This is a genomic window from Tropicimonas marinistellae (assembly GCF_001509585.1).
GTDB lineage: Bacteria > Pseudomonadota > Alphaproteobacteria > Rhodobacterales > Rhodobacteraceae > Tropicimonas > Tropicimonas marinistellae.
This window is the reverse complement of the sequence record NZ_LNCI01000005.1, coordinates 312128-338662: the sequence shown is the minus strand read 5'-3', so window position 1 is coordinate 338662 and position 26535 is coordinate 312128. Positions and strand designations below refer to the sequence as shown.

At 62.4% G+C, this 26535-nt stretch carries 12 protein-coding genes; 5 read left to right on the top strand and 7 right to left on the bottom strand.

The window, feature by feature from the left end:
- Nucleotides 1-84: 84 nt before the first annotated feature.
- Entirely contained in the window at nucleotides 85-1275 is a 1191-nt protein-coding gene (locus tag ARC39_RS12695) for a glycosyltransferase family 4 protein (RefSeq protein WP_078059236.1), read from the top strand.
- 17 nt (nucleotides 1276-1292) lie between these two features.
- Here the strand turns inward: ARC39_RS12695 and ARC39_RS12690 are convergent, their stop codons facing one another.
- From ARC39_RS12690 to ARC39_RS12670, 5 genes are all read right to left on the bottom strand, one after another.
- Nucleotides 1293-2138 (bottom strand): class I SAM-dependent methyltransferase, encoded by an 846-nt coding sequence (locus ARC39_RS12690; RefSeq protein WP_068114967.1) that lies wholly within the window; start codon nucleotides 2136-2138, stop codon nucleotides 1293-1295.
- A 100-nt stretch (nucleotides 2139-2238) separates the two neighbouring features.
- Nucleotides 2239-3483 (bottom strand): polysaccharide biosynthesis/export family protein, encoded by a 1245-nt coding sequence (locus ARC39_RS12685; RefSeq protein ID WP_068114966.1) that lies wholly within the window; start codon nucleotides 3481-3483, stop codon nucleotides 2239-2241.
- A gap of 7 nt (nucleotides 3484-3490) precedes the next feature.
- Nucleotides 3491-5512: a GumC family protein gene (locus tag ARC39_RS12680; protein ID WP_068114965.1), complete on the bottom strand. Its 2022-nt coding sequence runs from the start codon at nucleotides 5510-5512 to the stop codon at nucleotides 3491-3493.
- A gap of 97 nt (nucleotides 5513-5609) precedes the next feature.
- Nucleotides 5610-7703 carry a LamG domain-containing protein gene (locus tag ARC39_RS12675; RefSeq protein WP_068114962.1) on the bottom strand — a complete coding sequence of 698 codons (2094 nt, stop codon included), beginning with the start codon at nucleotides 7701-7703 and terminating at the stop codon, nucleotides 5610-5612.
- Between the two features lies 1 nt (nucleotide 7704).
- Nucleotides 7705-8988 carry an O-antigen ligase family protein gene (locus ARC39_RS12670; RefSeq protein WP_161470966.1) on the bottom strand — a complete coding sequence of 428 codons (1284 nt, stop codon included), beginning with the start codon at nucleotides 8986-8988 and terminating at the stop codon, nucleotides 7705-7707.
- A 588-nt stretch (nucleotides 8989-9576) separates the two neighbouring features.
- Between ARC39_RS12670 and ARC39_RS12665 the strand changes: the two genes are divergently transcribed.
- On the top strand, nucleotides 9577-11121 hold the full coding sequence (locus tag ARC39_RS12665) for an oligosaccharide flippase family protein (RefSeq protein WP_068114959.1): 1545 nt from the start codon (nucleotides 9577-9579) through the stop codon (nucleotides 11119-11121).
- Entirely contained in the window at nucleotides 11118-12302 is a 1185-nt protein-coding gene (locus ARC39_RS12660; protein ID WP_068114957.1) for a glycosyltransferase, read from the top strand. The genes ARC39_RS12665 and ARC39_RS12660 overlap by 4 nt, the downstream gene beginning before the upstream one ends.
- Before the next feature lie 138 nt (nucleotides 12303-12440).
- On the opposite strand, the gene ARC39_RS12655 is transcribed toward ARC39_RS12660, so the two are convergent.
- On the bottom strand, nucleotides 12441-13109 hold the full coding sequence (locus ARC39_RS12655) for a 4'-phosphopantetheinyl transferase family protein (RefSeq protein ID WP_161470965.1): 669 nt from the start codon (nucleotides 13107-13109) through the stop codon (nucleotides 12441-12443).
- 54 nt (nucleotides 13110-13163) lie between these two features.
- The gene (locus tag ARC39_RS12650; protein ID WP_068114954.1) at nucleotides 13164-23513 is read right to left on the bottom strand and encodes a hybrid non-ribosomal peptide synthetase/type I polyketide synthase; all 10350 of its coding nucleotides are present in this window, start codon (nucleotides 23511-23513) and stop codon (nucleotides 13164-13166) included.
- Between the two features lie 576 nt (nucleotides 23514-24089).
- Here ARC39_RS12650 and nifA point away from each other — a divergent pair.
- Together nifA and ARC39_RS12640 are read left to right on the top strand one after the other, a co-directional pair.
- Nucleotides 24090-25850 carry a nif-specific transcriptional activator NifA gene (gene nifA, locus ARC39_RS12645; RefSeq protein WP_068114951.1) on the top strand — a complete coding sequence of 587 codons (1761 nt, stop codon included), beginning with the start codon at nucleotides 24090-24092 and terminating at the stop codon, nucleotides 25848-25850.
- Between the two features lie 161 nt (nucleotides 25851-26011).
- On the top strand, nucleotides 26012-26494 hold the full coding sequence (locus ARC39_RS12640; protein WP_068114949.1) for a heme-degrading domain-containing protein: 483 nt from the start codon (nucleotides 26012-26014) through the stop codon (nucleotides 26492-26494).
- Nucleotides 26495-26535: the final 41 nt, after the last annotated feature.

Genomic DNA, 26535 nt, shown 5'->3' with positions numbered 1-26535 from the left:
GCGTCAATAACCTCGAAACTGCCGGTTTCCTGTGGCGGTTCAGATATATCCGAACGCAGTTGCAAACCGGATAGAAGCTACCGCGTGCAAAACGATGTTCACAGCGATATGCTACGCGGGCAGGATTCGTACGAGGTTGTTTCAGTGGTTAGCGATTGTCCTGGTGTGCTGCTCCTTTCTTGTGAGTACGCGCCATTTCCTGGTGGGATTGCCACCTATTCCAGTGAACTCGCGGATGTTGTGCGGAACAGCGGTCTCCGAACAATCGTCATCGCCCCTGCCTACGACATTCCCGTCGCGCGCAAGGATGACCCGGATACCCATCGGTTGTTCGGTCATCATCGGATCTTGCCACGCCACATCCCGCGAATTACGTCCTTGCTCCGGTCGGCGCCCCCCAACACGATCGTTCATTGTGCGGATATTCGAAGTGCGCTGCTGGTCTATTCGCTGTCACCCATGCATCGGCGCCCTTATCGGATCGGGATACATGGCAGCGAAGTCAGCAAGCTGACGGGCAAGTCTCCCGCGCTGTCACTGGCAAAACGCGCCTATGCGGGTGCGGAAATGATTGTCGCAAACTCTCAATCGACGCTGGATACCTTCACGGATGCCACCGCCTACACCGGCCGGACGTCCGTCGGGTATCTGGGCGTTGACTCCCAATGGTTTGTCGATCCGGCGGGGGCGTTCGAGCACGCGGAGCTTGCGTCGCTGGGGGATGCGCCGGTGTTCTGCGCCGTCGGACGGGTGGAGCCGCGGAAGGGGCAGGTGGACGCCGTGCGCATGCTGGCGCGCGCGCGCGAAGGGCATGGTCTCGTCGATCCTGTGTTCGTCGTTGCAGGGCACCTGGAGGTGCCATCATACGCTGACGATGTCCGCCGAACGGCGGCCGAGTTCGGCATTCGCCTTGTCATGACAGGCCGGCTCGGAAGCGATGACGTGAAGCGTCTCTACCGCCGCAGCGTCTGTCACCTTCTCATGGCATCCGACCAACCCGGTCGGCGCGAGGGGTTCGGGCTGGTCTTGATTGAGGCCGCTGCGGGCGGTTGCCCATCGATCTCGACCGCAACAGGAGGTATTCCCGAGGCCCTTGGCAATAGTGGCGTAGTTGTCGCTCCGGGTGATATCGAGGCCGGTGCGGTCGCGGCGGCGGCCTATGCGCGGGATGCAACGATGCGTGCACGCGCCGCAGAGGAAGCCCGGCGGCACGCGGAGACCTTCACCTGGCTATCCTGTGCGAAGGAAACCTACCCAGAGCTTCCTCTTTCCTGACGGCTCCCACGCGCGACCTAGACGGCGTTCCGCGGGGCGGGGCAATGCGCCAGAACGAGGACAAGCAGCGCATCGATGTCTTCGTGATAGATTTCCTCGCAGGAGATCACCTCGAAACCGGCCGCTTCCAGGTACTGGGGATAGTTGTGGGAAAAGGAATCTTCCTTTCCGAAGACCCGCGATCCCGGCACGTCCCGAAACGGCACGTCCGTGGCCACCGGCTCCACGAGTGCGACGGTCGCTGGTCCATTGGCGGCGAGCGTCGAAAAGAGCGCCTGAAGTTTCTCTGGCAAGAAGTACTCGAACACGCCGCCGTAGGTCAGAAGTGCTGTTCCCTTCGCAGGGTGCTCGGTGAGCCACTCCACCGCTTCGGCCACGTGGAGGGCTGTGCGGGGATCGAGCGTTGGCGCCTGTGCGGCGCGTTCGACCGCGGTTGCGTTGAGGTCGAGCCCGATGATGGATCCGAGTGCGGGCATCTTCTCGGAACAATACCGCAAGACCGTGCCATTGCCGCAGCCAACCTCGACCAGCCGGGAATGCGCGGGGCGGGCATTGACGAATTCCGCGAAGCTGTCCACGAAGTTGGCGTGATGCTCCCGGAACAATTGCTCGCGAAGATCGATGGATTCGCGATGAAACGTATCGCCCGCCCAGCCGCTCCAGAACGCGACATGTCCCTGTTCCAGTGCCGTCATATCCTCGCGCTGGCGTGCCCTGACACGCGCACCGCTGACCAGTGCGCGGCCGAGAAACCCATTGTAATGTCCTGAAAGAACGCGATGAATCTTGCGTGGCGCCACGATCTCGCCCGCTCTGAGCGCCAGAAGCTTGAGATCTTCCTTCATCCGCTGAGCTTTTTGCATTGCCCGCGTCTCCTTTCGCAATAGGAAAGCCGTGGCATCACGGCTGAAATCAGTTGTTGCCGGTACATGTCTGCCGGCGTGAAAAGCCATCCTGACATCGCTACTGCGTCGGAGCTGTCAGGTTCGCGCCGTTGGCGTAGGTAAACCGGATCTCGAGGTCCACCACATCGCCCGGCATCAGGAGCGTATCGAGGTCGGGCCGGATCGTTTCGGACCCGTCTGCCATCTGGCGTGTCAGGGTGAAGTCAAGCTCGGGCGCGGAGCCGAGCGGGTTCATCAGCGTTTCATAGCCGTAAATCTCCGCGATGCCGCGACTCGCGTTGATCCGCGAGCCAAGTGACCAGATGCGCGGGATCAACTCGGAGCGCCGCGCCATCTGCTGACGATCGAAGGTAAGCTCGAACGTGGCAATCTGCGCCTGGATTTCGCTTCGCAGCAGATCGAGTTCAGCCAGCCGGCTACGAACATCCAGCACCCGGCCAGCGGAATCGAAGACCGTGCGGCGCGCATCGACGACACCTGATTTGACCGTCAACCCGCGGTTGTCGAGCCCGATCATCCGCTCCAACTCCGCGCGTTCCGTCGCAAGCGCACCTTCCTGGTTGTCGAGCCCGTCATTGAGCAGGGCGATGCGCCGCTCGAGCACATCGTAGCGCTCGTCGAGATTGGCTTTCTGGCGGTTGTGTTCCTCCAATTGCCGACGCACGCCTTCGCGGGCGACCTCGAGGAGCTGATCCATTTCTGCCCGCGGCACGAAAATGGCCGGTGTCACGGGCGCAGCGAGGTCGGAATCGCGTGCAAGCGTGGCATCTGCCGCCCAAAGCGCGGCGACCGCGCTCGCGTGATCGATTGCAAGTGTCTGAAACCGCTCTGCAATGTCGATGGATTGCCGGGCGCTTGCCCAATCGGCCGTTTGTTCGACCGAGGGGCCGCCCGCCGTTGCCAGCGCCATGCGCAGGCTCATGCCGGGAAAGAAGTCGATGGGTCCGCGGCGGACCACGGCGCCGCTCATGTAGACCGGGCGAAACTGGTCGACCTTCAGGTAGATGTCAGGTCCCGTTAAGGTGATCTCCACGCGCTCGCCGGCCGGTGAGTAGAAGGAAAACGGGCGCCCGACACTGGCAAGGCTGATACTCTGCTGAAGATGCGCCAGCGATTTCCCGGCAGCCGCGAATGTGCCGAACTGGGGCAGGGTAACCGTTCCGTCAAGGCCGATGGTCGCCGCAAGCGTGCTTTCCGGCATCCCGGCAATCGAAATCGCCAACCGGTCGCCGGGGTGCAACAGGTATTGTTCGCCTTGTGCTGCGGCCGCGGTGGTCAGCCAACAGGCGAGGAGAGCCGCCATCAGACCTCTAGCTTGCCGCATGAGGACCTGGGGTGTTGCTCCAGTACTCGGCATATTCCTCATAGGCGATTCCCCGAAAACTCGCTTCCTTCCGGAAGTCGACCTGATTGAAAATGAAACCGGACACGTCGACGTTGAGGCCTTGCAGCCGACGCAGCGATTCCGCCAATGCGGCGCGCCGGGTGGCTCCGTATTTCACCAACATGAGCGTCATGTCGCAATGCTTTGAAATCACGCCAGCATCGAAGACCGGCGTAATCGGCGGCGTATCGAAAATGATCAGGTCGTAGCGGTCCCGTAACTCGGAAATGAGCCAGCGGACATCCTGATCGTTTACCGTGTTCGGATCGCATTTACCGGTGAGCTGCGACGGAATGATCTCCAGGTCGAAGGAGGGGTCCTTCTGGATCGCCTCGCGGATTTCGCCACCCTCCATGAGCACGCCTTCGATATCGGTCTCGCCCTTGATTCCGAGGTACTTGGTCAACTGGGCCTTGCGCAGGTCCGCGTCGACCAGAAGCGTTCGATACCCTGCGGCGGTCCCGGCATAGGCGAGCGCCATCGCGATCGTGGATTTGCCCTCGTTGGGTTGCGAGGATGTCAGCGCGATGACCTTCGCCCCTCCGTCTGGACGATCAAGGAAGACGGTTGCCCGCAGACCTCGCACTGCTTCGGAAAACTCGGAATCGGGAGCTGTGCGCAAATGCGCCGTCAATTCCAATGGATCCCGGAGGTCGGATACCTCGGGAAGATTTGCGAGGACGGGCACGCCGGTTTCCCGCTCCAACTCGTCACGCGACACGAAGACGTCGCGGCGGCTGTCGCGAAAGAGAACGGCAAGAACGCCGATGATGGCGCCCGCAATGACTGCGGCCACCAGTGTCATGAGCTTGCTGGGGCCAGAGGATTCCATCGGCGGCTCCGCCGCGTCGATTATCTGCGCCCGCGGCGTCGTAAATGTCGCCAGCGCGTTCATCTGCTTCATCTGCTCCAGAAACCGTTCGTAGATTATTCGGTCGGTTTCGGCCTGCCGCTCCAACTCCACAACGCGGCTCTGGGCCTCGGTAAGGGCAGACAGCCGCGCACCGGAATCCTCGATGCTAGCCGCCAGAACCTCCTCACGCTCCCGTGCGATGTCCAGTTGCTCTGCGGCTCCGGTTACGTTGCCGCTTGCCACAGCCGCTTCGAGCTGAATCCGTGCGGCGCGCGCGTCCAGCGCGGTCCGCCGCAAGCGGTCAAGTTGTTCGGTGAGCGACTGGATCGCCGCCTCGTCGATCAATCCTGCCTGCACGCGATAGGCATTCAACGCCTCTTCCGATCTCTGGACTTGCATTTCCAAATCGCTGATCCGGCTGCGCAGCCATTCCTCCGCGCCGCGCGTTGCCTCGATGTTGTCCTGCTGATCGAGGCTGATGTAGGATCGTGCGATGGTGTTGGCGATGTCCGCGGCCAGCAACGGGTCGGGCAGCGTGGCAGACAAGCGCACGACCCGCGAACTCGCCTCCTGGCGTGCGTCAAGGGTGCTGCGCAGCGCTTCCACAACGGCCCGTCGGGTGGCATCCTCGATCTGCTGCGGGTCCGTCATCGTCTCGGTCCGGCCCCCGGTCAGGCGGGCGATCACGGCGCCGAAGTCTCCCGTGCTCTTCGCTGTCTCTCCCGCTGACGCTGGGTTGAACAGAGGGTTCTCGTCGAGTGCCAGCGCCTCCGCGGTCATCTCCAGAACACGTCGCGACATTGCGATCTGAAGCTCGTCATTCAGAGATTCGTCCATGCGCGGACGATCACCGGACTGGTCGCCGGCCGTCAGTGCGCCGCGCAGGTCCGCATGGCCGAGCCGGGACGGGTCGACGACCAGCATGGTTTCGGCCGTGTATACCGGTGGCGTGAGCCGCAGATAGACAATCGCCAGAAGCAGAGCGCCTGCGATGGCGAGGAAGATCAGCCGCCGCCCGCTCCATACGGTGCGCCAAAGAGAATGGAGATCGACAAGCTGTATCTGTTGGCTCGTCGCAGCATCGTTCTTAATCATTACCCACTACCCGCAATACCGAGCGATCGTTACCGACGAACAGCCGCCGCCAAACAAGAAACACGCGTGCAATCTTATCTCGCCGATTTCAAGTCGTCTATCTTGCTGCGGATTTGTCCGAGTATGTGTCCATTTTCGCGCGTTTCCCGGAAACAATCTGGTCCGTTTCGGCAGAATAGGCTTCGGGCATGTCCGTTGCGCCGACCGCTCGAACGCGGCAGCGGAGCTTGTCGCCAAGATCTGCCTCTGAAACGACGTACTCCGGGGCAGTGGAAACGGCCTTTGGATAGCCGTCAGCGCCAATCCAGTGGAATCGGATGTCCCGCACCGCATCCGGAAGATGCGCATGGCAGGTTAGCGCCGCCCCAACGCGAGCGGAACCGGAGATCTCGGGGCGCCGGAGGAACAACGCCGGAACCGCGTCAACGATTTCGCGGCGTTGGAGCACTTCCACATAGTCGATCACCATGTCATGGGAAGTGGTCCGGTCCGGTTCACCCTGATCCGGTTTCAACGCATAGTCGATCACCATGTAGAGGCGTTCGAGGTACTCCCGCGGGGTCGGCGCGGTGGCGAGGATCTTGCCGTCCACGGCCAGTGACGTCTCCTCCGGCTCGATTCTGACCTCCCAGAGATGAAACTCACCGTCCCAGACGTCGACCCAGGCGCGCTTTCCGAAAATCTTGTGGTTCGGCGCGTCCTCCGAAAGGCGGCCGAAGTGGCCGGGATAGTAGCCCTTGTGAACGTGCGAGGAACCGCCGTTGATCCAGCGCGGGTCAATCCCTTCGAACTCGAACCCGTCGAACTCGATCCGCTCCCCGCTGCGCCAGATCAGGTGTTCCACGTTGTAGAACCATGGAATTGCGGGAAAGTAGCCGACCTTTGGGTTGCCCTCGATGGCCGGGAACTTCACGCGCGCACGAAAGATCCCGCCGCCGGCCCAGGACCGACCCACACCGGCGTCGTTGACCGAGTAGAGCGCCGGGGCACGCCAGCCGTCATCGTAGGCAAGTGACAGCGTGAGGTGCTGCGCCTCCGGGTCGTGACGATAAAGGTCCGGGGTCGCGCCGGGCGGCTGCATCCGTGCGAGTTTTCCGACGCTTTCGTTCCAACCCGGTCCGTACCAGATATGCCGCTCTCCGCCTGCACTAGCGTAGCTCAGGCCGACGGAGTTCCTCCGAAAGTCGTCGAGAAACACAGGCACATAGGCTGACGCCTGCGGCAGGGGATCACCCTTCTTGCGTTGCCGCGATCTCTTGGATGTTTTGGCCCATGTTTTCTTCCAGCTTTCGGCATCGAAGACATAGCGTTTCGGCCGGTCCGCCGTGTCGACCAGCGGCGGCGCCATAGAATAGCGGCTGTCGGGTGGCAATTGCGGCCCGCGTCCGACACGCCACATGGCCCAAGCGACGATCTTGTCCACCAGAGCTTCGCTGAGGTCGGATTGCCCGAAAGCGATCGTTTGGTAGCTCCAGTCGATGCCGGATGGCTCGGCGGATCCAATCCGGGACAGGCGTGACGAGATGGAACGTACATTGGAGAAGGTGAAGGTCTCCGGCCCGGATGGACGCCCTTCATAGCCATTCACGTTCAGAAAAATCCGCCCGTGCCTGCGGTAGGCAAGCGCGACATTCCAGGTTTCGCCATCGGCGACCACGGCAGCGCTGATCACGTCAAAATCGGTGGATCCGGCATCCGTCAACCCGCGCCAGCGGGCTATGAGTGTTCCGTCCACCGGCCTGAAGATGAGGGCGGGCGTTTGAGTGCCCGCGACGTTCCCAACCTCCGCCGGTAGATTGACGGTAATCAGCGCCGTTTCGGCGTCGTCTGTATTGGCGGAAATCCGGAAGGTGACGAGAGACCAACGGTAGCTGCCGAGTGCGTCGCGAATGTCCGCGAAGTCGAGATGCGCGCCGGAGCCGGGCGCAAAACGAACACCATCGCCATCGGAGAGTTTCACGGGCCGGAAAGAACTGTCGGGCTGTACCGCGTCTTTCGGATCAATGCCGCCGGCCGTGTGGCGCGCAACCGGTCCGTCAGGCAAGTCCCGCACGTCGTAGCTATTGATGAGAAGCTCGGGGAAATCGAACAGGTCCCAGGCCTCAGCGGCAAGGGAAGGCGTGGCGAAAACCGCGAGGAGAACCGCGAGGAGCGTCCGACGAACGACGATAGATTTTCTTTGACGTAACACGTTAGCTGGCTGCATCAGGGTGTTGTTTGAACGAAATTTTTCTCGCATTCGCGGCTGTGAAAAGTTCCGGCAGAAGGCAAACGAAAAGGAATGCCAGAAACGCTTCGATCCCGGCGCTTTCGAATAGGCATTGCACGAAGAATGCAACGAGGAACATGGCATAGGCCGCCGCGCTTCGGCGACCGTGGCGCCGAACGATATCCGGCAGGAAAGCAACGGCGCGTACCCAGGGCGCGGCATAGGCCAGAAGCCCCAGAAGGCCGTTTTCCACCATGACCCGTTGGAACTCGTTGTGGATCGCCAGCAGCATCTGACCGGGCAGCCAATGGTACGCCGATTGGACGTAAGGCTCGTAGCCATTCGTTCCGATACCGATCAACGGATTTGCGCGGAAGAGGTCGACACTCAGGAGCCAAGCGAAACGGCGCTGCGCATTGCTGGGGGAAAGCCCGGACTCGCCCGAGATCAACGCGTTCAGGCTGGGCTTTTCGGAGGCGGTGAGCGCAACGACGGATTCCAGCTGACGGGCAAGATAGGGGTCCGACTGGATGAGGACTGCGAGGATGGGCGCCGTCACCGCAGCTGCGATTGCGACGTAGAGCGGCCGGATGTAGCCGGCAAAAATCAGAATGACCACATGGAAACCGAAGGCGAGCTGTGCCTTGCGCTCGCCGCTGAGGATCAGAACAGCCGCGAGCAGTGCAAGGATGACATAGTCCTGAAAGGTCGCGCGCGGACGGCTGAGAGTCATCACGGCCAGGATAACCACCGTACCGTAGGTCATCAGCAGTTTCGGCTCGTCCAGCCGCTTCCAGCCGACGAGATAGCCATGCGAGACATGCCAGGCGATGTTGTAGATCGTCAGTACGATGGCCGCGACAATGAACCAATGCCCGAGTTTCTGCCAGTTGAGCGAGCCACGCAGATACGTAAGGACCGCCGCGAAAAGCAGAAGTTCGATCGCTTGCAAGAGTTCCTTGGCACCGTCAGTGGCCGAGGTCACGAACGCCATACTCACGTGGATCGCCATGTAGATAGCGAACAGCGCGAGGCCCGGAGAGGCCGGTAGCCGCCCTCTCAGAATGACGGGGGTCATGAGCAGGGAACCGACGGCAAGGGTAATCAGGTCGAAGGGCTTGATTGCAATCGGTCCCACGTCCAGTTCGAAACCGGCAAAAAGACTGCAAAAGCCCACAAAAAGAGTGACCGCAAGAGCCTTGTTGAGCAGGAACTGACGTTGCCGGTCCATCCCTGTGTCCAGCCCGTCTGACTGAGCGTATGTCATGATGGATATTCTCCCAATGCGTCCGCCATGGTCGCATCGTGGGGCAGGCCCGATGACACACGACATCTCTCCGGAGCACAGCCGGGTGCAAGATGCCGCGTCGCACAGGAACGGAGAGGGCAGGCCACTCTGTCAGGCATGGGGACACATGAGAATAGCAATAACCAGAACGTTCAAAACTCGTATTCAGAGTGAGTGTACGTATCATGAAGACAATTTTTAGGCAAAACCGCAACGTTTGCGAATTCGGAAACGAATTGTTCGTGAATTAGAAACGGGTTTTGGTGGGGGGCTCTGATTCTCCGCTGCCCGGTAGGCACTACGTATCCGAATATTAGTCCGGAATGCGGATTTTGTGATAAGTAACTGTAATTAAACGAAATACATAACGTGAGGCGTTGCGTAGAACCTCGGCATATTATTTCGTGAAAGCCCGGTTTCCTACATATTCGCGGGCGCGCGAGTCTGCGCGCCCCAATAATTCCGACACCGGCGCCAATTAGGTGTGATCTAGGACTTTGATCTCAAAAATTTTGCCGCTAAGGTCCAACCGTGTCGTTATGAGTTATTTGTTAGGAACTTCGGGTAATGTCCAACGGACGTGACCGCGAAACGCCGGGGCGTTTCCTTACCGCGCAGGTATTGCGTGGGTCGGCGTGGGTCGGCGGACTTTCTGTCTTCAGATTGATATTACGTATCGGGTCAGTCGCGATTCTGGCTCGTCTTGTGGCGCCGGATCAATTCGGTATCGCTGTCGGCGCTCTGCTTCTCGTCGAATTCGCGATGATGTTCGGCTACCTCGGCATTCCGCAGGCTGTTATCCAGCGGGAGGCCTTGACCCGCGAGCACGTCGCGAATGCGGCGAGTATCCTGTTTCTTTATGCAGTGGCGCTCTGTGGATTGCTGCTCTTGGCGGCGCCCTTGTTCGCGCGTGTCGTCAACATTGAGGAGGTGCTCGATATTGCGCCGTGGCTGGCGGCAATTATCGGCTTCAGGATATTCGGAGCGTTGCCGGAAGGGCTGCTGGCACGGCATGACGGTGCCAAGAAGGTCGGCAGTATCAACTTGCTTGCCTGGGCACTGGCCTCCTTCGGTGTTGCCATCCCGTTGGGAATGGCGGGCGCTGGTTTTTGGGCGATCATTTTCGGAGAGGTCGCCGAAGCGGTCGTAAAGTCGCTGGCGCTCTTTGCGTTCGCCCGCGAACGGCTTGTTTTGCCACGGCTTTCACGTGGCCCCGGTACAGAGATTCTCCGGCTCGGCTTGGGCTATGCGATCATGGCGCCGGTCGAATTTCTCAACGACAGCGTCGACCGATTCCTGATCGTCCGTCTTTTCGGCACCCAGGGGCTTGGTCTCTACACCCGGTCGCGCTTCCTGTCGGTCCATAGCGTGACCCTCGTCGCGACAATCACCCGGCTGACAGCATTCCCTGCCATGTCGCGGGTGCAGTCGGACGCGGCCCGTTTGCGCTCCGCTATTCGCCGGGGACTCGCACTCGTCGCTCTGATCACACTGCCAATCGGTGTTTTCGCGGCGGTTTTCGCGGAGGAGGTGATCACCCTCCTGCTCGGCGACCAGTGGGGCGGCGCCATCCTACCCTTTGCAGTCTTCTCGCTGGCTTTTTATCCGATCATCGCCCAGCACGTGCTGGGAACGTTTTTCGACGCAATTGGGCGCCCCTACGTCCTGCTGCCGGTTCGTCTCGCCGGTGCGGGGCTCGTCGCAACCGGCGTTTGGGCCCTCTCGGGTTTTGGCATTGTCGGCGCCTGTGTCGGTGTTGCTTCCGCCGCGACAATAACCGCCGTCATCTCGCTCTGGCTGACGTGCCGCCGGGCCGAAATCGTCCCTTCAGAGATTGTGGCGGTCCACATGGCGCCCCTGGCGTTGACCCTGGTCGTGACGGCGGTCGCGGTCGGGCTCAAGTTCATGCTGGCGGATTTTCATCCCGCGCTCGCGCTGAGTGTTGCTGCATTGGTTGAAACCGTGGTCGCAGCCGTTGCGACAGTGCTTTGCCCGCAACTCTTCCTTGGGCGCGCAGGGCTCGAAATTCTTCGCTCTGTGTTCGGTGACCGGCTCGTCCTGTTCGGGCGCCGCATCGTCCCAGCTGGCGAGGCAGGGGGACAAGCATCATGAAAATCGTCCATGTTCTAACACGATTCCTGCGTGCGGGCTCGGAGGAGAATACCGTTGCCACAAGCCTCTGGCAGGCGGCGCAGGGTCACGACGTGGTGATCGTCCACGGATGTGACTACGACCGGAGCTGGTACCGTGAACTGGATGGCCAGGTTGAAATCCGCGCAATGCCGGACCTGGTTCACGCGCTGTCGCCGGTACAGGACGCGATTGCAATCTACCGGTTCAGAAACCTACTTCGCGAGCTGCGGCCCGACGTCGTTCACACACACCAAAGCAAGGCCGGGATCGTCGGGCGCGCCGCGGCGATCGGCCTTCCGGGCGTGCTGGTGGTGCACGGACTTCACATCGTCAACTTCGATGTCGATAGTCGCTGGAAGCGTGCATTCTACATTGCGGTCGAACGCCTTTCGGCGCGCTGGACAGATTGCTTCATCGCGGTTTCCCAATCCGTGGCCGACCGCTACTCGGAAATCGGGGTCTGCACTTCCGACAACACCGACGTCGTCTACTCCGGGATGGATCTTGAGCGTTTTGCCTCCGCCGTTCCACCAGACGACTATGACACGCTCCTCGGGCCGGGATTCGTCGGGAACAACAGGCCATCCGTCGTGCTCATGCTGGCAGCATTCGAGCCGCGCAAACGACATGTCCCGTTTCTCGAAGCCTTGGCAGAGCGGCGGACGCGGTTTCCCGAGTTCCGTTTGCTCCTTGCGGGCACGGGGCCGACGGAGGATGAGGCGATGCAGCTTGCGCAACGGCTCGAACTTGACGACGTTGTCGTGTTCTGTGGCCATCGCCCCGATCCGGAACGACTTGTGGCCGGCGCCGATGTCTGCGTGCTGACCTCGGACAGGGAGGGGTTGCCGCGGGTCGCTGTACAGGCGCTTGCCGGTGGCAAACCTTTTGTCGCGACGGAGTTGCCCGGGTTGACGGAAATCCTGACCGACGGCCGCAACGCGATTGTCACTGGACCGGACGTGATGGAAGCCGTTCAGGCGCTTGCTGAGGTATTGAGCGATGCGAAGTCCCGAGAGCGACTAGCCAGCGGCGCGCGAAACACAGACCTGTCACGCTGGTCGCTCGAGGCATTGGGGCGTTGCACGACGGAGATCTACGTCGATGCCATGAAGACGCGGCAGGTCGTTCGTCCGATACGTCAGTGGTTTGCCAGAAACTGACCGGAACGCAGCCGCGCGTCCGTGGTTACGCCTCGAGCAACCTGTTTGACTGACCATGAAACGGGAGGGCTGACCAAGCCCCTGAACGGGTATCATCGCGGCGCGCTCCGATCGTACGGGCGCGCGATCGTGCGTCAGTCAGGCGGTTTCGGTCTGGCGTTGCAGGGGGGGCACGCGCGCGGCCGGCCAGGAGCGTACCTCGCGGGCCAACGCGTAGATGGCCTCTCCACCTGCGGTTGACCCGCACTGGAGCAAGGCGGTGCTGTCGGCTCCACCATACCCCACAGGGCGGGTGCCTTGCAGGACGAGGCGAATCTGCCTCGGATCGCGGCCGAACCCTTCGCCCCCGAGTTTCATGAGCGCTTCCTTGGCGGTCCACCATGTCAGCAGCGTCCGCCGACGTTCTGCGGGAGGACACCGCGACAGCGTCAAGAGTTCTTCTGCTGTGAGAAACTGGGCCGGGAAGCCGGGTTCGTCGGTCGCCCCGTCCAGTGCATCGACACGTTCGACGTCCACACCGACAGGGCCGTTGTCGGAGACCGCCAGCAGCCCAAGTCCGGCGGAATGAGAGAGGTTGAAGTGCAACCCGTCGGTTTCGACGAACGGTTTGCCATCCTGCTCGGTTTTCACATCGACCACTGCTGGAGAACATCCAAGCGCCGCCCCGAGGCTGCGCCGAAGCAAGGCGCGCATCCGGACGTAGCGGTGGCGGTCGGTGTCGAAGGCGAAGGCAGCGGCCCTGTCGACCTCGGTCGGGCTCAATACGGCCCGCGCGGACGTCAGCGAAATATCCCGATCGGAGTCCAAATCAAACTCCTGCATCTCCACGCCCGCTGCTGTCCAACCTCCATCCGCCATGGGCTAAACCGTCAACCGTGGTTCGATGAAGTCGAGGAGAACGCGCACGTTCGGATCCAGGATCATGTCGCGGTGGGAGGCGTGGACGCACACCCGTTCGATCCGGCCCCGCTCCACGAATTTGTCCCATCCCAACAGCGGGTTATCCTGATGCATCCTGTACTCGGCCAATCCGCTCGGGGTGGAAACGGCGAGAATGACCTCGGAATCGTAGTGCCCGCCGCCGTACCGCGCGGCAGCATCCAACACGGCTGCGGCCGTCGTTTCACTGTTCCGGAACGCCTCTGACTCCTTGCGCAATCGCGGCTTGATCCAGCGTTCTTCCTTGAAGCGTCGGGTGACGTGGCGAAGCCGAGGGCCGAGATATGCTCGGCCACCGGATGCCGTTTGGCCGAACTCGTAGGCCACACGCGCACGCAACGACGGTTGGTCGGCGGCATCGGAAACGTTCACGGTTCCCTCGTCTGGCACGGTTCCCGGGGCCAGTGCCTCCAGCAGTACCAGACGGTCGACTGTCTCTCCCCGCAGACGCAATTGGCGCGCCATCTCGAAGGCGACATAAACACCGGCGGAATAGCCGCCGATCACGTATGGGCCGGTGGGTTGGTGCTGCATGAGGAAGCGAAGGTTTTCTTCCGCCATGTCTTCGACGCTCTCATGGGGCACATGTCCGGCAACGCCGCGCGCCTCAAAGCCGATGACAGGCCGGCTTTGCCCGAATGCCTGCGCCACATCGGCCAGGTGATTGAGTGTTCCGCCGACACCTCCGACAATGAAGAGCGCCGCCTTGCCGTTCTGCGGGCCGGGCGCGAGCACCACGGCAGGGGACCAGGTGTCGACCGCCATTTCCCGCGCGTCGTGTCCGGTGCTCAGGGAGTCGATGAGCGCGGCCAGATCCGCCACGGTGGGATGAGAGAACAGCGTCGAAATCGGCAGCGAAACGTCGAAGGCACGTTCCAGCCGGTCGAACAAGCGCAACGCCAGAAGCGAATGTCCGCCAAGGTCGAAGAAGCTGACGGTGACGGATTCCACCGGCGTACCGAGTATCTCGCGCCAGAGTGCAAGAATGCGGTGTTCGGTATCGGTGCAAGGCGTGGTCGCGCGCGTCGATGGCTGTGGTCGAGCGGCGGATTTCTCCAGTGCCTTCACATCGGTCTTGCCGTTTGCGGTGACCGGGATTTCGTCGAGCACGCGGATTTCGGCTGGCAGCAGGTGACGCGGAACCCGCATGCGCAGCTTGTCGCGGATGGTCTCGGCCGACATCTGCTGAATTGCGACGGTGACGAAGGCAACCAATCGCAGACTGCCGGGTTCGCCTGCCGCGATCACGGCTGCGGAATCAACGCCGTCGAGGGATGTCAGGCAGGTTTCGATTTCACGGGGTTCGATCCGATACCCCGAGATCTTCACCTGATCGTCCTTGCGGCGCAGGTAGTCGATGGTCCCGTCGGCGAGAACGCGGCAGATATCGCCGGTACGATAGAGCCGCTGGGCGGGCTCCGACGGATCGACCACAAATGCCGTATCGGCCAGCTCCGGGCGGTTCCAGTACCCGGGCGAAACACCGTCGCCGCCAAGCACGAGTTCTCCGGGAACGCCAATTGGCAGTGTCGCGAGATTGGCGTCGACCACACGTGCCTGCATTCCTGCAAGCGGTCGACCGATCGGAACGCTGGTCGCCTGTGCAGACAACGGACGCGGAACCGCATGCGTGCAGGCGAAGGTCGTGCATTCGGTCGGTCCGTAGCCGTTGACGAAGTCGGTCATGGGACAGGCTGCCTGTGCCTTGCGCATATGTGCGGTGCTGAGCGCCTGGCCACCCGTCAGAACCTGCGATAGCGGACGGAAGAAATGGGGATCCTCGTCGACAATGGCGTTGAAGAGCCCCGCTGTGAGCCAGAGCGTTGTCACGCCGCTTTCCGACAATCCGTCGCGCAGTTGCGAAATCGAGGGCACGCTATCGCCCGCGAAGATTGCGAGCCTTGCGCCGTTCAGCAGCGCGCCCCAGATCTCGAAGGTCGACGCGTCGAAGCCAAGCGGCGCGAGTTGCGCGACGGTGCGCGTCTCGTCCAGCCGGGCATACTCGGGCGCGTGGGCGAGGCTGACGATCCCGTGGTGGGTGACAACCACGCCCTTGGGCGTGCCCGTGGAGCCTGACGTGTACATGATGTACGCCGGATCCTGCGGGGTAATGTGTGTCGGCGATACCGGCGAAATGGCGCGCGCGGCATCCGCTGGCGTAAGCACAGTCAAGCCGTCCGGCACATCACCGGCGACCGTGGCGCCCGCGACGACGATGTGGTGGGCCTGGCAATCCTCGGCCACGAAGGCCACGCGTTCGGCCGGGGTCGAACTGTCGAGCGGCACATAGACGGCGCCGAGTTTCAGTACACCGAGGATTGCGGCCACGTAGTCGAAGGACCGCGCCATCCAGAGGATCACGCGATCCCCCTTGGCAACACCGGCATCGGAAAGCGCGGCGGCCCAGGTGTCTGAGGCTGCGTCGAGGCCGCTGTAGCTCATCGAAACGGGCGCGGCGGAGAGCACGTCGACAAGCGCGGGGGCGTCGTCGTGGGCCGCCGTCGCTGCGCCAAAGGCGTCGGTGATGGTCGCGGGAAGGTTCGCACGCGGCTCTCGCGCGTTGGCGTCCAGAAGCGCGCGGTCCTCCTCACTGATGAACCCGATCGCCCGGAGCGGGCGCTCGTTTTCCTTGCTCCCTTGCTCCATCAGGCACAAGTACTCGTTCATGCGACGGGCAATCGTGTCCTCGTCGAAGAGCGCGGCATTGTAGGTGCATTGCAGTTCGAGGTCGATTTCGGTGTCGACGAAGTTGAGGAACAGGTCGAGGTTTTCATATGCGCGGCCCACCGAGCCCGGACGAACCTGAAGGTCGCCGAACGCCATGGCCTTGGACGACGGGTCGAGGTTGACGCCGATGGTGATGATCGGTGCCCAGTCCGTCGTGCGCTGCGCATTTGCCTCGCGTACGAAGCTGACGAAGTCGAAGTTCTGATTGTCCAACGCGTCGAGGATCGAACCGCTGATGCGCTTCAGATGGGCCGCGAAGCCGTCATCGGGCTCAGCGGTCAGGCGCAGTGGCAGGAAATTCACGCAATGACCGACGAGGCTCCTGCCGCCCAAGAGCGGTTGGCCGGCTGCGGAGAAGCCAAATGCAGCGTCTTTTTCGCCCGTCAGGCGGCTGACATAGGCGGCGAACCCGCCGATTAGCGTGGTAAAGAGGGTTGTGCGCGTGTCCTGCGCCGCCTGCCGGAGCGCTGCCGAGAGTTCACGTGGCAGCATGATGGACAGCCGGCGGGCTGTTACGTCGCGCACCGGCGGGCGCGGCCGGTCGCTCGGGAAATCAGGTGTCTTGACGCCATCCTTGTGCAGGTCGAGCCAGTACTGCCGTGCGGCCTCGCGCGCGCTCTGCTGATCTTCCGACGTCTGGAACGCGACGAAATCGCCGAGTTGCTGTGCTGGCGGCAGGTTTGGCACTTCCCCCGCGGCGTGGGCTGCATATAGCTGTCCCAATTCCCGCAGGAGAACGCCGCAGGACCACCCGTCGGCAATGACGTGATGCGCGGTCAAAAGGACCTTGTGGCGATCCTCGCCAAGCCGGATCAGCTTGGCACGCACCAGAGGGCCGGTGTCGAAATCGAAAGGTACCGTGACCTCGTCCAACTCGAGCGCGGCTAGACGCTCAGCGCGGTCGGGGCCCGACAGGGGGGCGAGGTCCACGTAATCGTATGGCGCTTCCACCCGTGCGAAAACCGTCTGCATTTCGCCGTCGCGATCGGGCAGGGTGCGCAGGGCCTCGTGGCGCGCCACCAAGTCATCATAGGCCTTGTGGACAGCGTCGGCATCGAGCGCACCTGTCAGTTCCAATGTGCTGCACAGGTTGTAGGAACAGGCGGCTTCGCGGCTGAATTGCGCCGTCACCCAGATCTCTTGCTGGCCGGTGGCCATCGGGATGCGTCGGGTCAGGTCCGGGTCTGTGCCATCCACCAACCCGACGGCGATCAACGCGCGAAGGCTGTCGGCGAACGCGTCGTAGACCTTGTCGAGATCGGCGTCCGTGTGGGCGGTGGTCAGGAAGATCGGCCGGCCCTCGTAGGTCATGATCCCGCGATTGCGCAGATGGAAGAACAGGAGGTCGGCGTATTCCTGATGCTCCGTGAATGTCAGACGCAGAACGGAGGCGAATTGCTCCATGTGAAGCGGAGCGGAAAGACGTGTGAAGAGAGCGTTCAACCGATCGGCGAATGCCGCCGACCGCGAGTTGAGCTGCTCCTGGAGGGCCGGCCCTTCCGCGATCAGATGGGTCAGCGTCGCCTTGGTCGCCGCAAGCGCCATCGGATGCCGCACGAAGGTCCCGGCGAACCAGGTCATGTCGGCTTCGGGCACGCTCTCGTCGCCGAATTCCCACATCCCGCCGTCGAGCGCATCCATGAACTGGGCCTTGCCGGTGACGATCCCGATCGGCAGTCCACCGCCCGCGACCTTGCCATAGGTCGCCATGTCGGCGCGCACATCGAACAGCGCTTGCGCCCCGCCGGGATGGGACCGGAAACCCGTAACGATCTCGTCAAAGACGAGCGGCACGTCGCTCTCCTCCGTCACGCGGCGCAGTTCCTGAAGGTATTCTCTCGGCTGGAAGTCCGGGTTGCGACTGCGCACCGGCTCCACCAGCACGCAGGCGATCTCGTCGGCATTGTCGCGTATCACGTCGAGCGCACTCGGATCGCCGTACTTCACCACGATGGTGTTCTGGATCGCCTCTCGCGGAATGCCCGGTGCGGCGGGCAGGGTTCGCAACTGGCCCGACTGGCCGCTGCCGCGAACCTGCATCTCGTCGAAGATTCCGTGGTAATGGCCGTCGAACTTGACGATTTTCGACCGCCCGGTGACCGTCCGGGCAATACGCACGGCCGCCAGCACCGCCTCGGAGCCGGTGTTGCAGAAGGCAACGCGCTCCATGCCGGTGAGTTGCGAAACCAATTCCGCAGTCTCGCCTGCCAGCACGGTTTGCGGGCCGATGGCCAGTGTCCGGTCGATCTGGCGCTTGACGGCTTCTATCACGAGTGGATGACCGTGGCCGAGGAACGTTACGCCGTAACCGCTGACGAGATCGACATATTCATTTCCGTCCACGTCCCAAACCCTTGAGCCTTGCGCACGGTCGGAGAGGATCGGGTAAACCATCTCCTTCCAGCGCGAACGGAAGCCCTGCACCGTCCGAGGATCGGCCAACACACCGCGCGCGGATTGGGTCTGTTCCTTGGCGGATGGTGTTCTGCGGTTGGTTTCCGCGATGAGCGCGTCAATATGGGCGTCCTGATCGGCGGTGAGCGTCGGGCCGGCGCCCTTGGAGACCTTGGCAAGACCGGGGCTCTCCACCGCAGCGGTGTCCGCCTCGCCGTCGATGCCTGGCGCGGGAGTGGCGTCCGATGCCGTGGCCGTTGCCGGCTCCGGGCTCGTTGTGACTGCAATCCCTTCCGTTTCCAGATGTGTGGCCAGTGCGTCGAGGGTCGGGGTCGCCTCGATCAGTTGTCGCGTGGTCAGTCGTACCTTGAACGCGCGCTTGAAGGCGGCGTTGGCCTGGGTGAGGAAGAGCGAGTCGAAGCCAAGCTCCAGGAAAGTCGCGTAGGGGTCGATCTCCTCTGCCGGAAACCCGCTGAGTTGCGATAGGATATCGCGCAGCTTGAGGCGGATGCTTTCCTGGTTCGAAAGTGGCTCGGCCGCCGCCTCGACCGGTGTGTCGGTGTCGTGGTCCGGCTCCGGTGTGGTGAGTTCCGCGTGTCGATCCTGCGTTGGTTCCGGCGCCGTTGTTTCGGTGAACGGGACGGCATCGATCCAGTGCCGCTTGCGCTGGAACGGATATGTCGGCAGCGAGACCCGCTTGCTGCGTCCGCCGTCGAAGGCCGACCAGTCGACGGGTCCGCCCGCGCGCCAGATCCGACCCAGGGCGGACAGAAAGACGCGGTAATCGTCTGCGGTCTCCTTCGGATGCCGCATGGTGGCGATGACTTCGTGATCGCGGGTCCGGCCGGCATGGTGGCGTGCAAAGGCGCTCAATGTCTGGCCCGGTCCGATCTCCAGCAACAGGCCGTTCTGCCGCGCGAAAACACATTCCAGACCCTTTGCGAACATCACCGTCGACCGCAGGTGACGCACCCAGTAGTCGGGGTCGATGGCCTCCGCGTCTGTCAGGATCTCGCCCGTGACGTTGGAGACGATTGGGATCTTCGGCGCGCTGAGAGCGATTGATTCAAACGCCGAACGGAATTCCGTTAGGATCGGTTCGACCAGCACGGAATGGGCGGCGACGTTGATATGGACTTGCTTGCAGTCGGTGCCGCGCCCCGCAAGATCATCGGCCAAGGCGCGGATGCTCTCGCTGTCTCCGGCGACAACGCATTGATCCGGGCGGTTAATCGCTGCAACTGACAAGTGCTCCCCGAGATCGAGATCATCGGCCGCAAGCGGCACGCTCAGCATCGCGCCCGGCCGCAGCGTTTCGAACAACCGACCGCGGCACAGCACGATCTTCATCGCATCTTCCAGCGACATCACCCCGGCAACGCAGGCGGCCGTGTATTCGCCCATGGAGTGCCCAAGCAGGAGCGAAGGCGTCAGCCCAAGCTCCAACGCACGGCGTGCCATGGCCAATTCCACCGAGAAGAGCGACGGCAGCGCCTCGCGTGGGGTCTCGATGGGCGCATCGCGGAAGATGATGTCGAAGAGCGATCCGCCGGTCTGTGCAGCATAGATAGCGTCGCATTCGTCCAGCGTGGCGCGGAAAGACGGGTCTTGCTCGTAGAGGTCGCGCGCCATGCCCGCGTATTGCGCGCCACCGCCGGGGAAGAGGAACGCCAGCGGCGCGTCGGGCGCCGCCGTGCTGGTGCGCAGCATCTGTGCCGGGTCGCGCCCGCGCAGCAGTGTCACGGCCTGCTCGCGGTCCTCGGCAAGAAACGCCAGACGTTTCTCGAACCTGCGGCGGCCTGCACGCAGCGTGTGGGCAACATCGGAAAAGCGGACCGTCGACTCGCGCTCAAGCCAGTCGGCGAGTTGATCCGCGGAATCCTCCAGCGCCTTGTCGGTACGTGCCGACACAAGGATCAACTCCGGTCCGGACTGCACGGACATCATCTCCCGCGGAACCGGTGCCTCCTCGATCACGAGATGTGCGTTTGTTCCTCCAAGGCCGAAGGAACTGACACCAGCACGGCGCGGGCTGTCGCTGCGCGGCCAGTCCATCGTCTTGTCCGCGACCTGGAACGGCGTGTTGCAGAAGCCGATCTTGGGGTTCGCCTCGTTGAAGTTCAGGCTGGCGGGTATGGTCTCGTTCTTCAGCGATAGCGCGACCTTGATGAGGCCGGCGGCTGTCGCTCCGGCATCCAGGTGGCCGATGTTCGTCTTTACCGAGCCGAGATAGCATGGCGACTCGCGTTCTTCGGACGTCGCGAAGGCGCGGGTGAGGCCGGCGACCTCGATCGGGTCGCCCAGGATCGTGCCGGTGCCATGGGCCTCGATCAGCGAAATCGAGGAGGGGTCGGCGTCTGCGTTCCGAAGGGCCTGCGCAATAACGTTTGCTTGCCCGGTCGCGCTCGGCGCGGTGAAACCGGCTTTCACGTCGCCGTCGTTGTTGACGGCCGACCCGATGAGCACGGCATAGATATTGTCCCGGTCCCGGATCGCGTCGTCGAGGCGCTTGAAGGCCAGCATCGCGGCGCCGCTGCCACGGACCATGCCGCGGGCTTCGGCGTCGAAGGCGCGCACAACACCATCGGCCGAGAGCGGCCCGCCCTCGGTGTATCTGTACCCGACACGGTTCGGCACGAGGATTTTCGCACCGCCCGCAAGTGCCACGTCGCATTCGCGCCGACGCAGGCTCTCGGCGGCGAGGTGGATCGCCACGCCGGATGTGGAACACGCGGATTGCACGTTGATACCGGGGCCCTTGAGGCCCAGACGGAACGAGATGTGGGTCGCGGGGAAGTCCCGCTCGTTCCCGATGAGCATGTTGTATTCATGTGCCGTCTCCCGCAGCAGCGGGTGGCTCATGAGGTTGTGCAACATGTAGGCGTTGCGGCCGACACCGCAGAAAACACCGATCCGGTCGGTGCCGGTTCGGGGGTCGTATCCGGAGTCCTCTAACGCGGTCCAGGCGGCCTCCAGCAGCACGCGCTGCTGTGGGTCCATCAACTGCGCTTCGCGCGGGGTGAACCCGAAGAACTCGGCATCGAAGTCCTCCGCGTCATCCAGCGGATAGGCGGAGGCGACGTAATCGGGATCGTCGAGGAGAGCGGGGTCTTCGCCTGCCGCGATCAGGTCTTCGCGGGTGATATCCACACGGCCCGAGCGGCCGCTGGCAAGCATCTCCCAAAACGAAGGAATGTCCCCCGCGCCGGGAAAGCGACCGCCGAGACCCACGATGGCGATGCGGTCGTCCCGTTCAACATCGCGTTCGACATGACGAACGCGAACCCGGTCCTGCAAGGTCGCATCCGCGGCATACGCGAGGCCAGAGACGGTGGGCGTATCGAAGAACTCCGCAACGCTGATCGCGGTGCCCAGTTTTGCCTGAATGCGTTCCAGACATTGCATGGCCAGAAACGACCGGCCACCGAGGTCGAAGAAGCGATCATTTCGGCCAACGCTGTCGAGGCCAAGAAGCTCGCACCAGATTTCGGCAATTGCTGTTTCCGATGCGCCCTGTGGCGAAGCGAATGGCGTGTCGAGCGAAATGTCGGCGCGCAGCCGCGTGGCCTCGTTCGTGGCCATTGCCGCGGCTTCCGCTTCGTAATCCTTCAACAAGCGCTTTCGGTCGACCTTGCCGTTGCCTGTCAGCGGAAACTCGTCACAGACGCGCATGACACGCGGGATCAGTGCCTCCGGCAACTCGGCCGCGAGCAAATTGCCAAGATCCTTCAAGAACGCGGTATCCGAAACCGGGGCATCGGGCGCGCGCTTCAGGAAGGCGATGATCTGCAGCTCGTCTGTCGCGTCCTTGACTGTTGCGACGGCGGCATTGTCGACGATCTCCATGTGACGCAGCGTGGCTTCGATCTCGTCGAGTTCGATCCGCCGACCGCCGAGTTTGACTTGCCGATCCGCACGCCCGCGGAAATGAACAATACCGTTCGTGTCACGGACAACCAGATCGCCCGTCAGGTAGACCTTGCCGCCCCGTCCGGGCCTCGGGTCGTCGACGAAGGCCGCGCCACTCAGGTCGGGTCGCATGAAGTAGCCGCGCGCCACGCCGTGGCCGGCGATCACACATTGGCCAGGAGTATTGTCCGGCACCTCCTGTAGATCGGGGTCGAGAACGAGGCATTCCGTATGCCCGACGGCTTTTCCGAGCGGAACCACCCCGGCGGCAATATCCTCCGGCTGTACGATGTGCAGGTGGGTGTAGACCGACGTTTCCGTGGGACCGTACATGTTGCAGACCTGCGTGCCAGGACAGGCGCGCATGACGCGTTCCACATGCGGCGCGGAGAGCGCATCGCCGCCGGACGAGACGAGCCGCAGGCCGGACAAGACCTCGGGTCGGCTTTCGACAATGAGATGGAAGATGCCGGTATAGAAGGTTGCCACGTCGACTTTATGCGCATCGATACAACGCGCGATCGCATCGATGGAAACGCGCGTTTCCTCCATGACGACAATCGTGCCACCGACATTGAGCGGCCCCCAGATCTCGGCCGCCGCCAGGTCGGCGGCAAGTGTGCTGCTGTGGAGGAGACGCTCGCCACGATCGAAGAGCGTGACGGTCTGATCGTATCCCAGTCTCGCGAGACCCTTGTGAAGAAGCTCGACGCCCTTGGGCTTCCCGGTCGAACCGGAGGTATAGAGGATACAGGCGACATCGTCGCCCATGGATGGTTCGAACGCAACGTCGTCCGCCACGTCCGTCGGCTGGGAAATCGCCAGCACCGTGCAATCCTCAGGTGCGATCCGGCGGGCCTCGTCCTCCAGCCCGTTGGCAAAGAGCAAGACGCTTGGCGCAACGTCACCGGCGATGAACCCGATCTGTCCCTGATGATAGCTTGGGACCAACGGCACGTAGGCCGCGCGGGTTCCGGCGGTTCCGACGATGGCCGTGATTGCCTCAAGTCCACGTTCGGCAAGTATCCCCACCCGGTCCCCGGGTTGCACGCCGGCGAGGATCAACCGGGCACTCAGTTGACGGGCGGACGCATGAAGCTCGCGATAGCTGATTTCCTGCGTATCAAGGATGACCGCCGTCGCATCCGGCATGTCTTCGCAGCGCTTGTGGAATATGTCGAAGAGACCGAGATGCGGGTCGAATTCCAACCCGGCAACATGCTCAAAATAACCCGAATCCAAGGTCGCACCCTTTACCGAAAATCAACACATAACACAGGTTGACTTTTACCTTTGCGCCGTTGTTGAAGCAATTATTTTTGCGTTTGTTGCCGAATGCGCGGAAATGGAATTCTTGTTCCTGTATTGATTTCAAATTGTGGCGTATGGGGTCTCGATGGGACGGACGTTCCATGTAGATGTCTCGTCTTGCCGACCGCTCGAAGCGGTTCGGGACGGTCGCGCTGCCGAGGCAGGGCAGTTAATCGCCTGCCGGCTGTGACCCGAGCGATCGATGCCGGTGCGCACCGACCTCATGGCTTGCGATTCGGTCCGTTTCCGCCGGGTGCGGAGCCTTTCGAGGCGCTGCCCGTGAGAGCGACTATCCCTCTCAGCGGGCAAAAAAAGGCCCGATGCGATACAATCCTGCCGGGTTTGCACGCATTCGCGGGCAATGTTGCGGCGTCGGCAGGCGCCTGCCGGCATTTCCGGGAGCGGAACTGGACAAATCCCGAATCGCTCCCCCAACATGGAATCGGGAGGAGACGTTGCTCGGGACGAGCCGCGTTCACCTGGATCTTCTGGGAATGATAAGTCGCCATGCACATTGACGTTGCAGAGCCTATCCGACTGATCTCATCGACCGCCCTGGCATATCGCAGGCAGCAGTCGGCAATCGCCGCTCGGGAGACCGAGCAATCCTCCATGGAAACGGTATTCGAAATCGCAAAGCTGTTGACGGGCGCCGTTGATCCGGTTTCCGCGATGCCCGCGGTTTTTGGGATATTGGCCTCGTTCATGGGCTTGAAAAACGGGTCCCTGTCGCTCATTGCCGAGCCTGGGGCCGCGGGCGTCGGCAAATCCGGTCATAATCCATTTACCCTCGCGGCCACGGTTCGCGGCACGGCGCCGGAGATCCAGCCGAAACGCCAGCGCACGGATCCTGTCGCCGAAATGGTGTTTCAGAACGGCGTTCCGCTCGTTTCGTTGGACGTAGTTGGTGAAATCGGGTCGATTGCGCTGCCCGATGATACAACGGACACGAACCTGGCGTTGATCGCGGTGCCGATCAGGGCGGAACCCCATCTGCCGCTCGTTATCGGTGTGCTGACCGTTTTCCGTCCATTCACGAACGATCCCGCTCGCGACGTCGCCAACGACCAGCGCGTGATGACGATGATTGCGTCCTTGCTCGAGCAGTCTCTGCGCTTTCGTCGGGCCGTTGCTCGGGACCGCGACCGCTTGTTCCGCGAGGCAGGCAAGGCATTGAAGGCCGCGCACGGCGTGAGTGAAGAAAGCGAGCCCCTTTTGCCGGACCAGGGAATTGTGGGAGAGAGCGCAGCGATCAGTGCTGTTGCCAAGCGTATCCGCAAGGTCGCAAAGACCAGTACGCAGGTGCTTTTGCGGGGCGAAAGCGGGACGGGTAAAGAACTTTTTGCACGCGCCATTCATGGACTGAGCGACCGCGCCGATAAACCGTTCATCAAAGTAAATTGTGCCGCACTGAGCGAAACGCTGCTGGAAACCGAACTCTTCGGCCACGAAAAGGGGTCATTCACCGGCGCCACGGGGCAGAAAAAGGGACGCTTTGAGCTGGCCGATGGCGGGACGCTTTTTCTCGACGAGATTGGCGAGATCAAGCACGAGTTTCAGACGAAGCTACTTCGGGTTCTGCAGGAAGGCGAATTCGAGCGGGTCGGTGGGACCAAGACGATCAAGGTGGATGTGCGCCTGATCACCGCAACAAACAGGGATCTTGAGGAGGCCGTGGCCCACGGCCAGTTTCGCGCCGACCTGTATTTCCGCATCTGTGTCGTACCGATCCACCTGCCGCCCTTGCGAGAGCGGCCGGAGGACATTCCCGAGCTCGCAAAGACGTTCCTCGACCGCTTCAACGAAGAGAATGGAACGGAGATCGAACTGGCGGACAATGCGTTGGATACGCTGCTCGGCTGTCGGTTCCCCGGAAATGTTCGCGAACTCGAAAACTGCATTCATCGCAGTGCAGCGCTTTGCGAAGGCAGCGTGATCAGCGCGGACGACATGGCTTGTCAGCAGGATGCCTGTCTGTCGGCGGAACTGTGGCGGATGCAAAACTCGGCCTATTCGCCGATCGGCGGATTGTCTGCCGGAGACATCGTCTATCCGGCGGTGAACCCGGCGCCCCGCGAACCCTTCGCAAATCGTCGGGCGCCGGCGCCGCAGCCGCGGAAAACCGCGAACACGGAACGCGATGAGTTGATCGAGGCGATGGAACAGGCCGGTTGGGTGCAGGCAAAAGCGGCACGGCTGCTGGGTCTCACGCCGCGGCAGATCGGCTACGCGCTGCGAAAGCACAACGTCGAGATCAAGAAGATCTGAGATCTGTTTCCCCTGGCACTGCCGTCGGCAAAACTGCCGCTGTGGCCATGCGGAACGAAATCAGGTTAAGTGCGCGCCATCCATTCATGCGAGAAGATGCTGGCCTGGAGGGTCATTTACCCGGCATCATGCCGCTTCGATGACGGAAAGGGTGGCGCAGAATGAGCGACAAGGCTGCAGAACTTACGGCGGAAATCCTGGAAGCGCAGGAGGCGCAGTTGGTATTTCCCGGGTTTTCGGAGGACACGGCATTTGCGCTTGGCGGGGCGCTTGTCGCGGCGGCACGGGCTCAGGCAGCGCCTGTCGTCATCAATATCCGAACCCCGGACCGAACGCTGTTTCACGCAGCGCTGCCGGGCAGCGCGCCTGACAACGACCACTGGGCCCGACGAAAGAGCAACATTGTCCTGCGCAAGCATTGTGCGTCGATGCTGGTCGGGATGCGCCTTGAGGCGGCCGGCAAGCAACCAGGGCCTGACCTGGGGTTAGACCCGCTGGATTTCGCCGCCCACGGCGGCAGCTTCCCGATCCGGGTTGCCGGGGTCGGAGTGATCGGGGCGATTACGGTATCTGGCCTCGCGTCCGCCGAGGATCACGCGATGATTGTCGAGACGCTCTCGGATTTTCTGGCGCGTCACGCGTAGGTGGGGTCTGGAGCAGGCCGGGCACGACGCGATCATCCGTC

Bases quoted from the DNA above. Each gene is read 5' to 3' on its own strand.
- ARC39_RS12690 (WP_068114967.1), bottom strand. From the start codon at position 2,138: ATGCAAAAAGCTCAGCGGATGAAGGAAGATCTCAAGCTTCTGGCGCTC.
- ARC39_RS12685 (WP_068114966.1), bottom strand. From the start codon at position 3,483: ATGGCGGCTCTCCTCGCCTGTTGGCTGACCACCGCGGCCGCAGCACAA.
- ARC39_RS12680 (WP_068114965.1), bottom strand. From the start codon at position 5,512: ATGATTAAGAACGATGCTGCGACGAGCCAACAGATACAGCTTGTCGAT.
- ARC39_RS12670 (WP_161470966.1), bottom strand. From the start codon at position 8,988: ATGACATACGCTCAGTCAGACGGGCTGGACACAGGGATGGACCGGCAA.
- ARC39_RS12665 (WP_068114959.1), top strand. From the start codon at position 9,577: ATGTCCAACGGACGTGACCGCGAAACGCCGGGGCGTTTCCTTACCGCG.
- ARC39_RS12660 (WP_068114957.1), top strand. From the start codon at position 11,118: ATGAAAATCGTCCATGTTCTAACACGATTCCTGCGTGCGGGCTCGGAG.
- nifA (WP_068114951.1), top strand. From the start codon at position 24,090: ATGCACATTGACGTTGCAGAGCCTATCCGACTGATCTCATCGACCGCC.
- ARC39_RS12640 (WP_068114949.1), top strand. From the start codon at position 26,012: ATGAGCGACAAGGCTGCAGAACTTACGGCGGAAATCCTGGAAGCGCAG.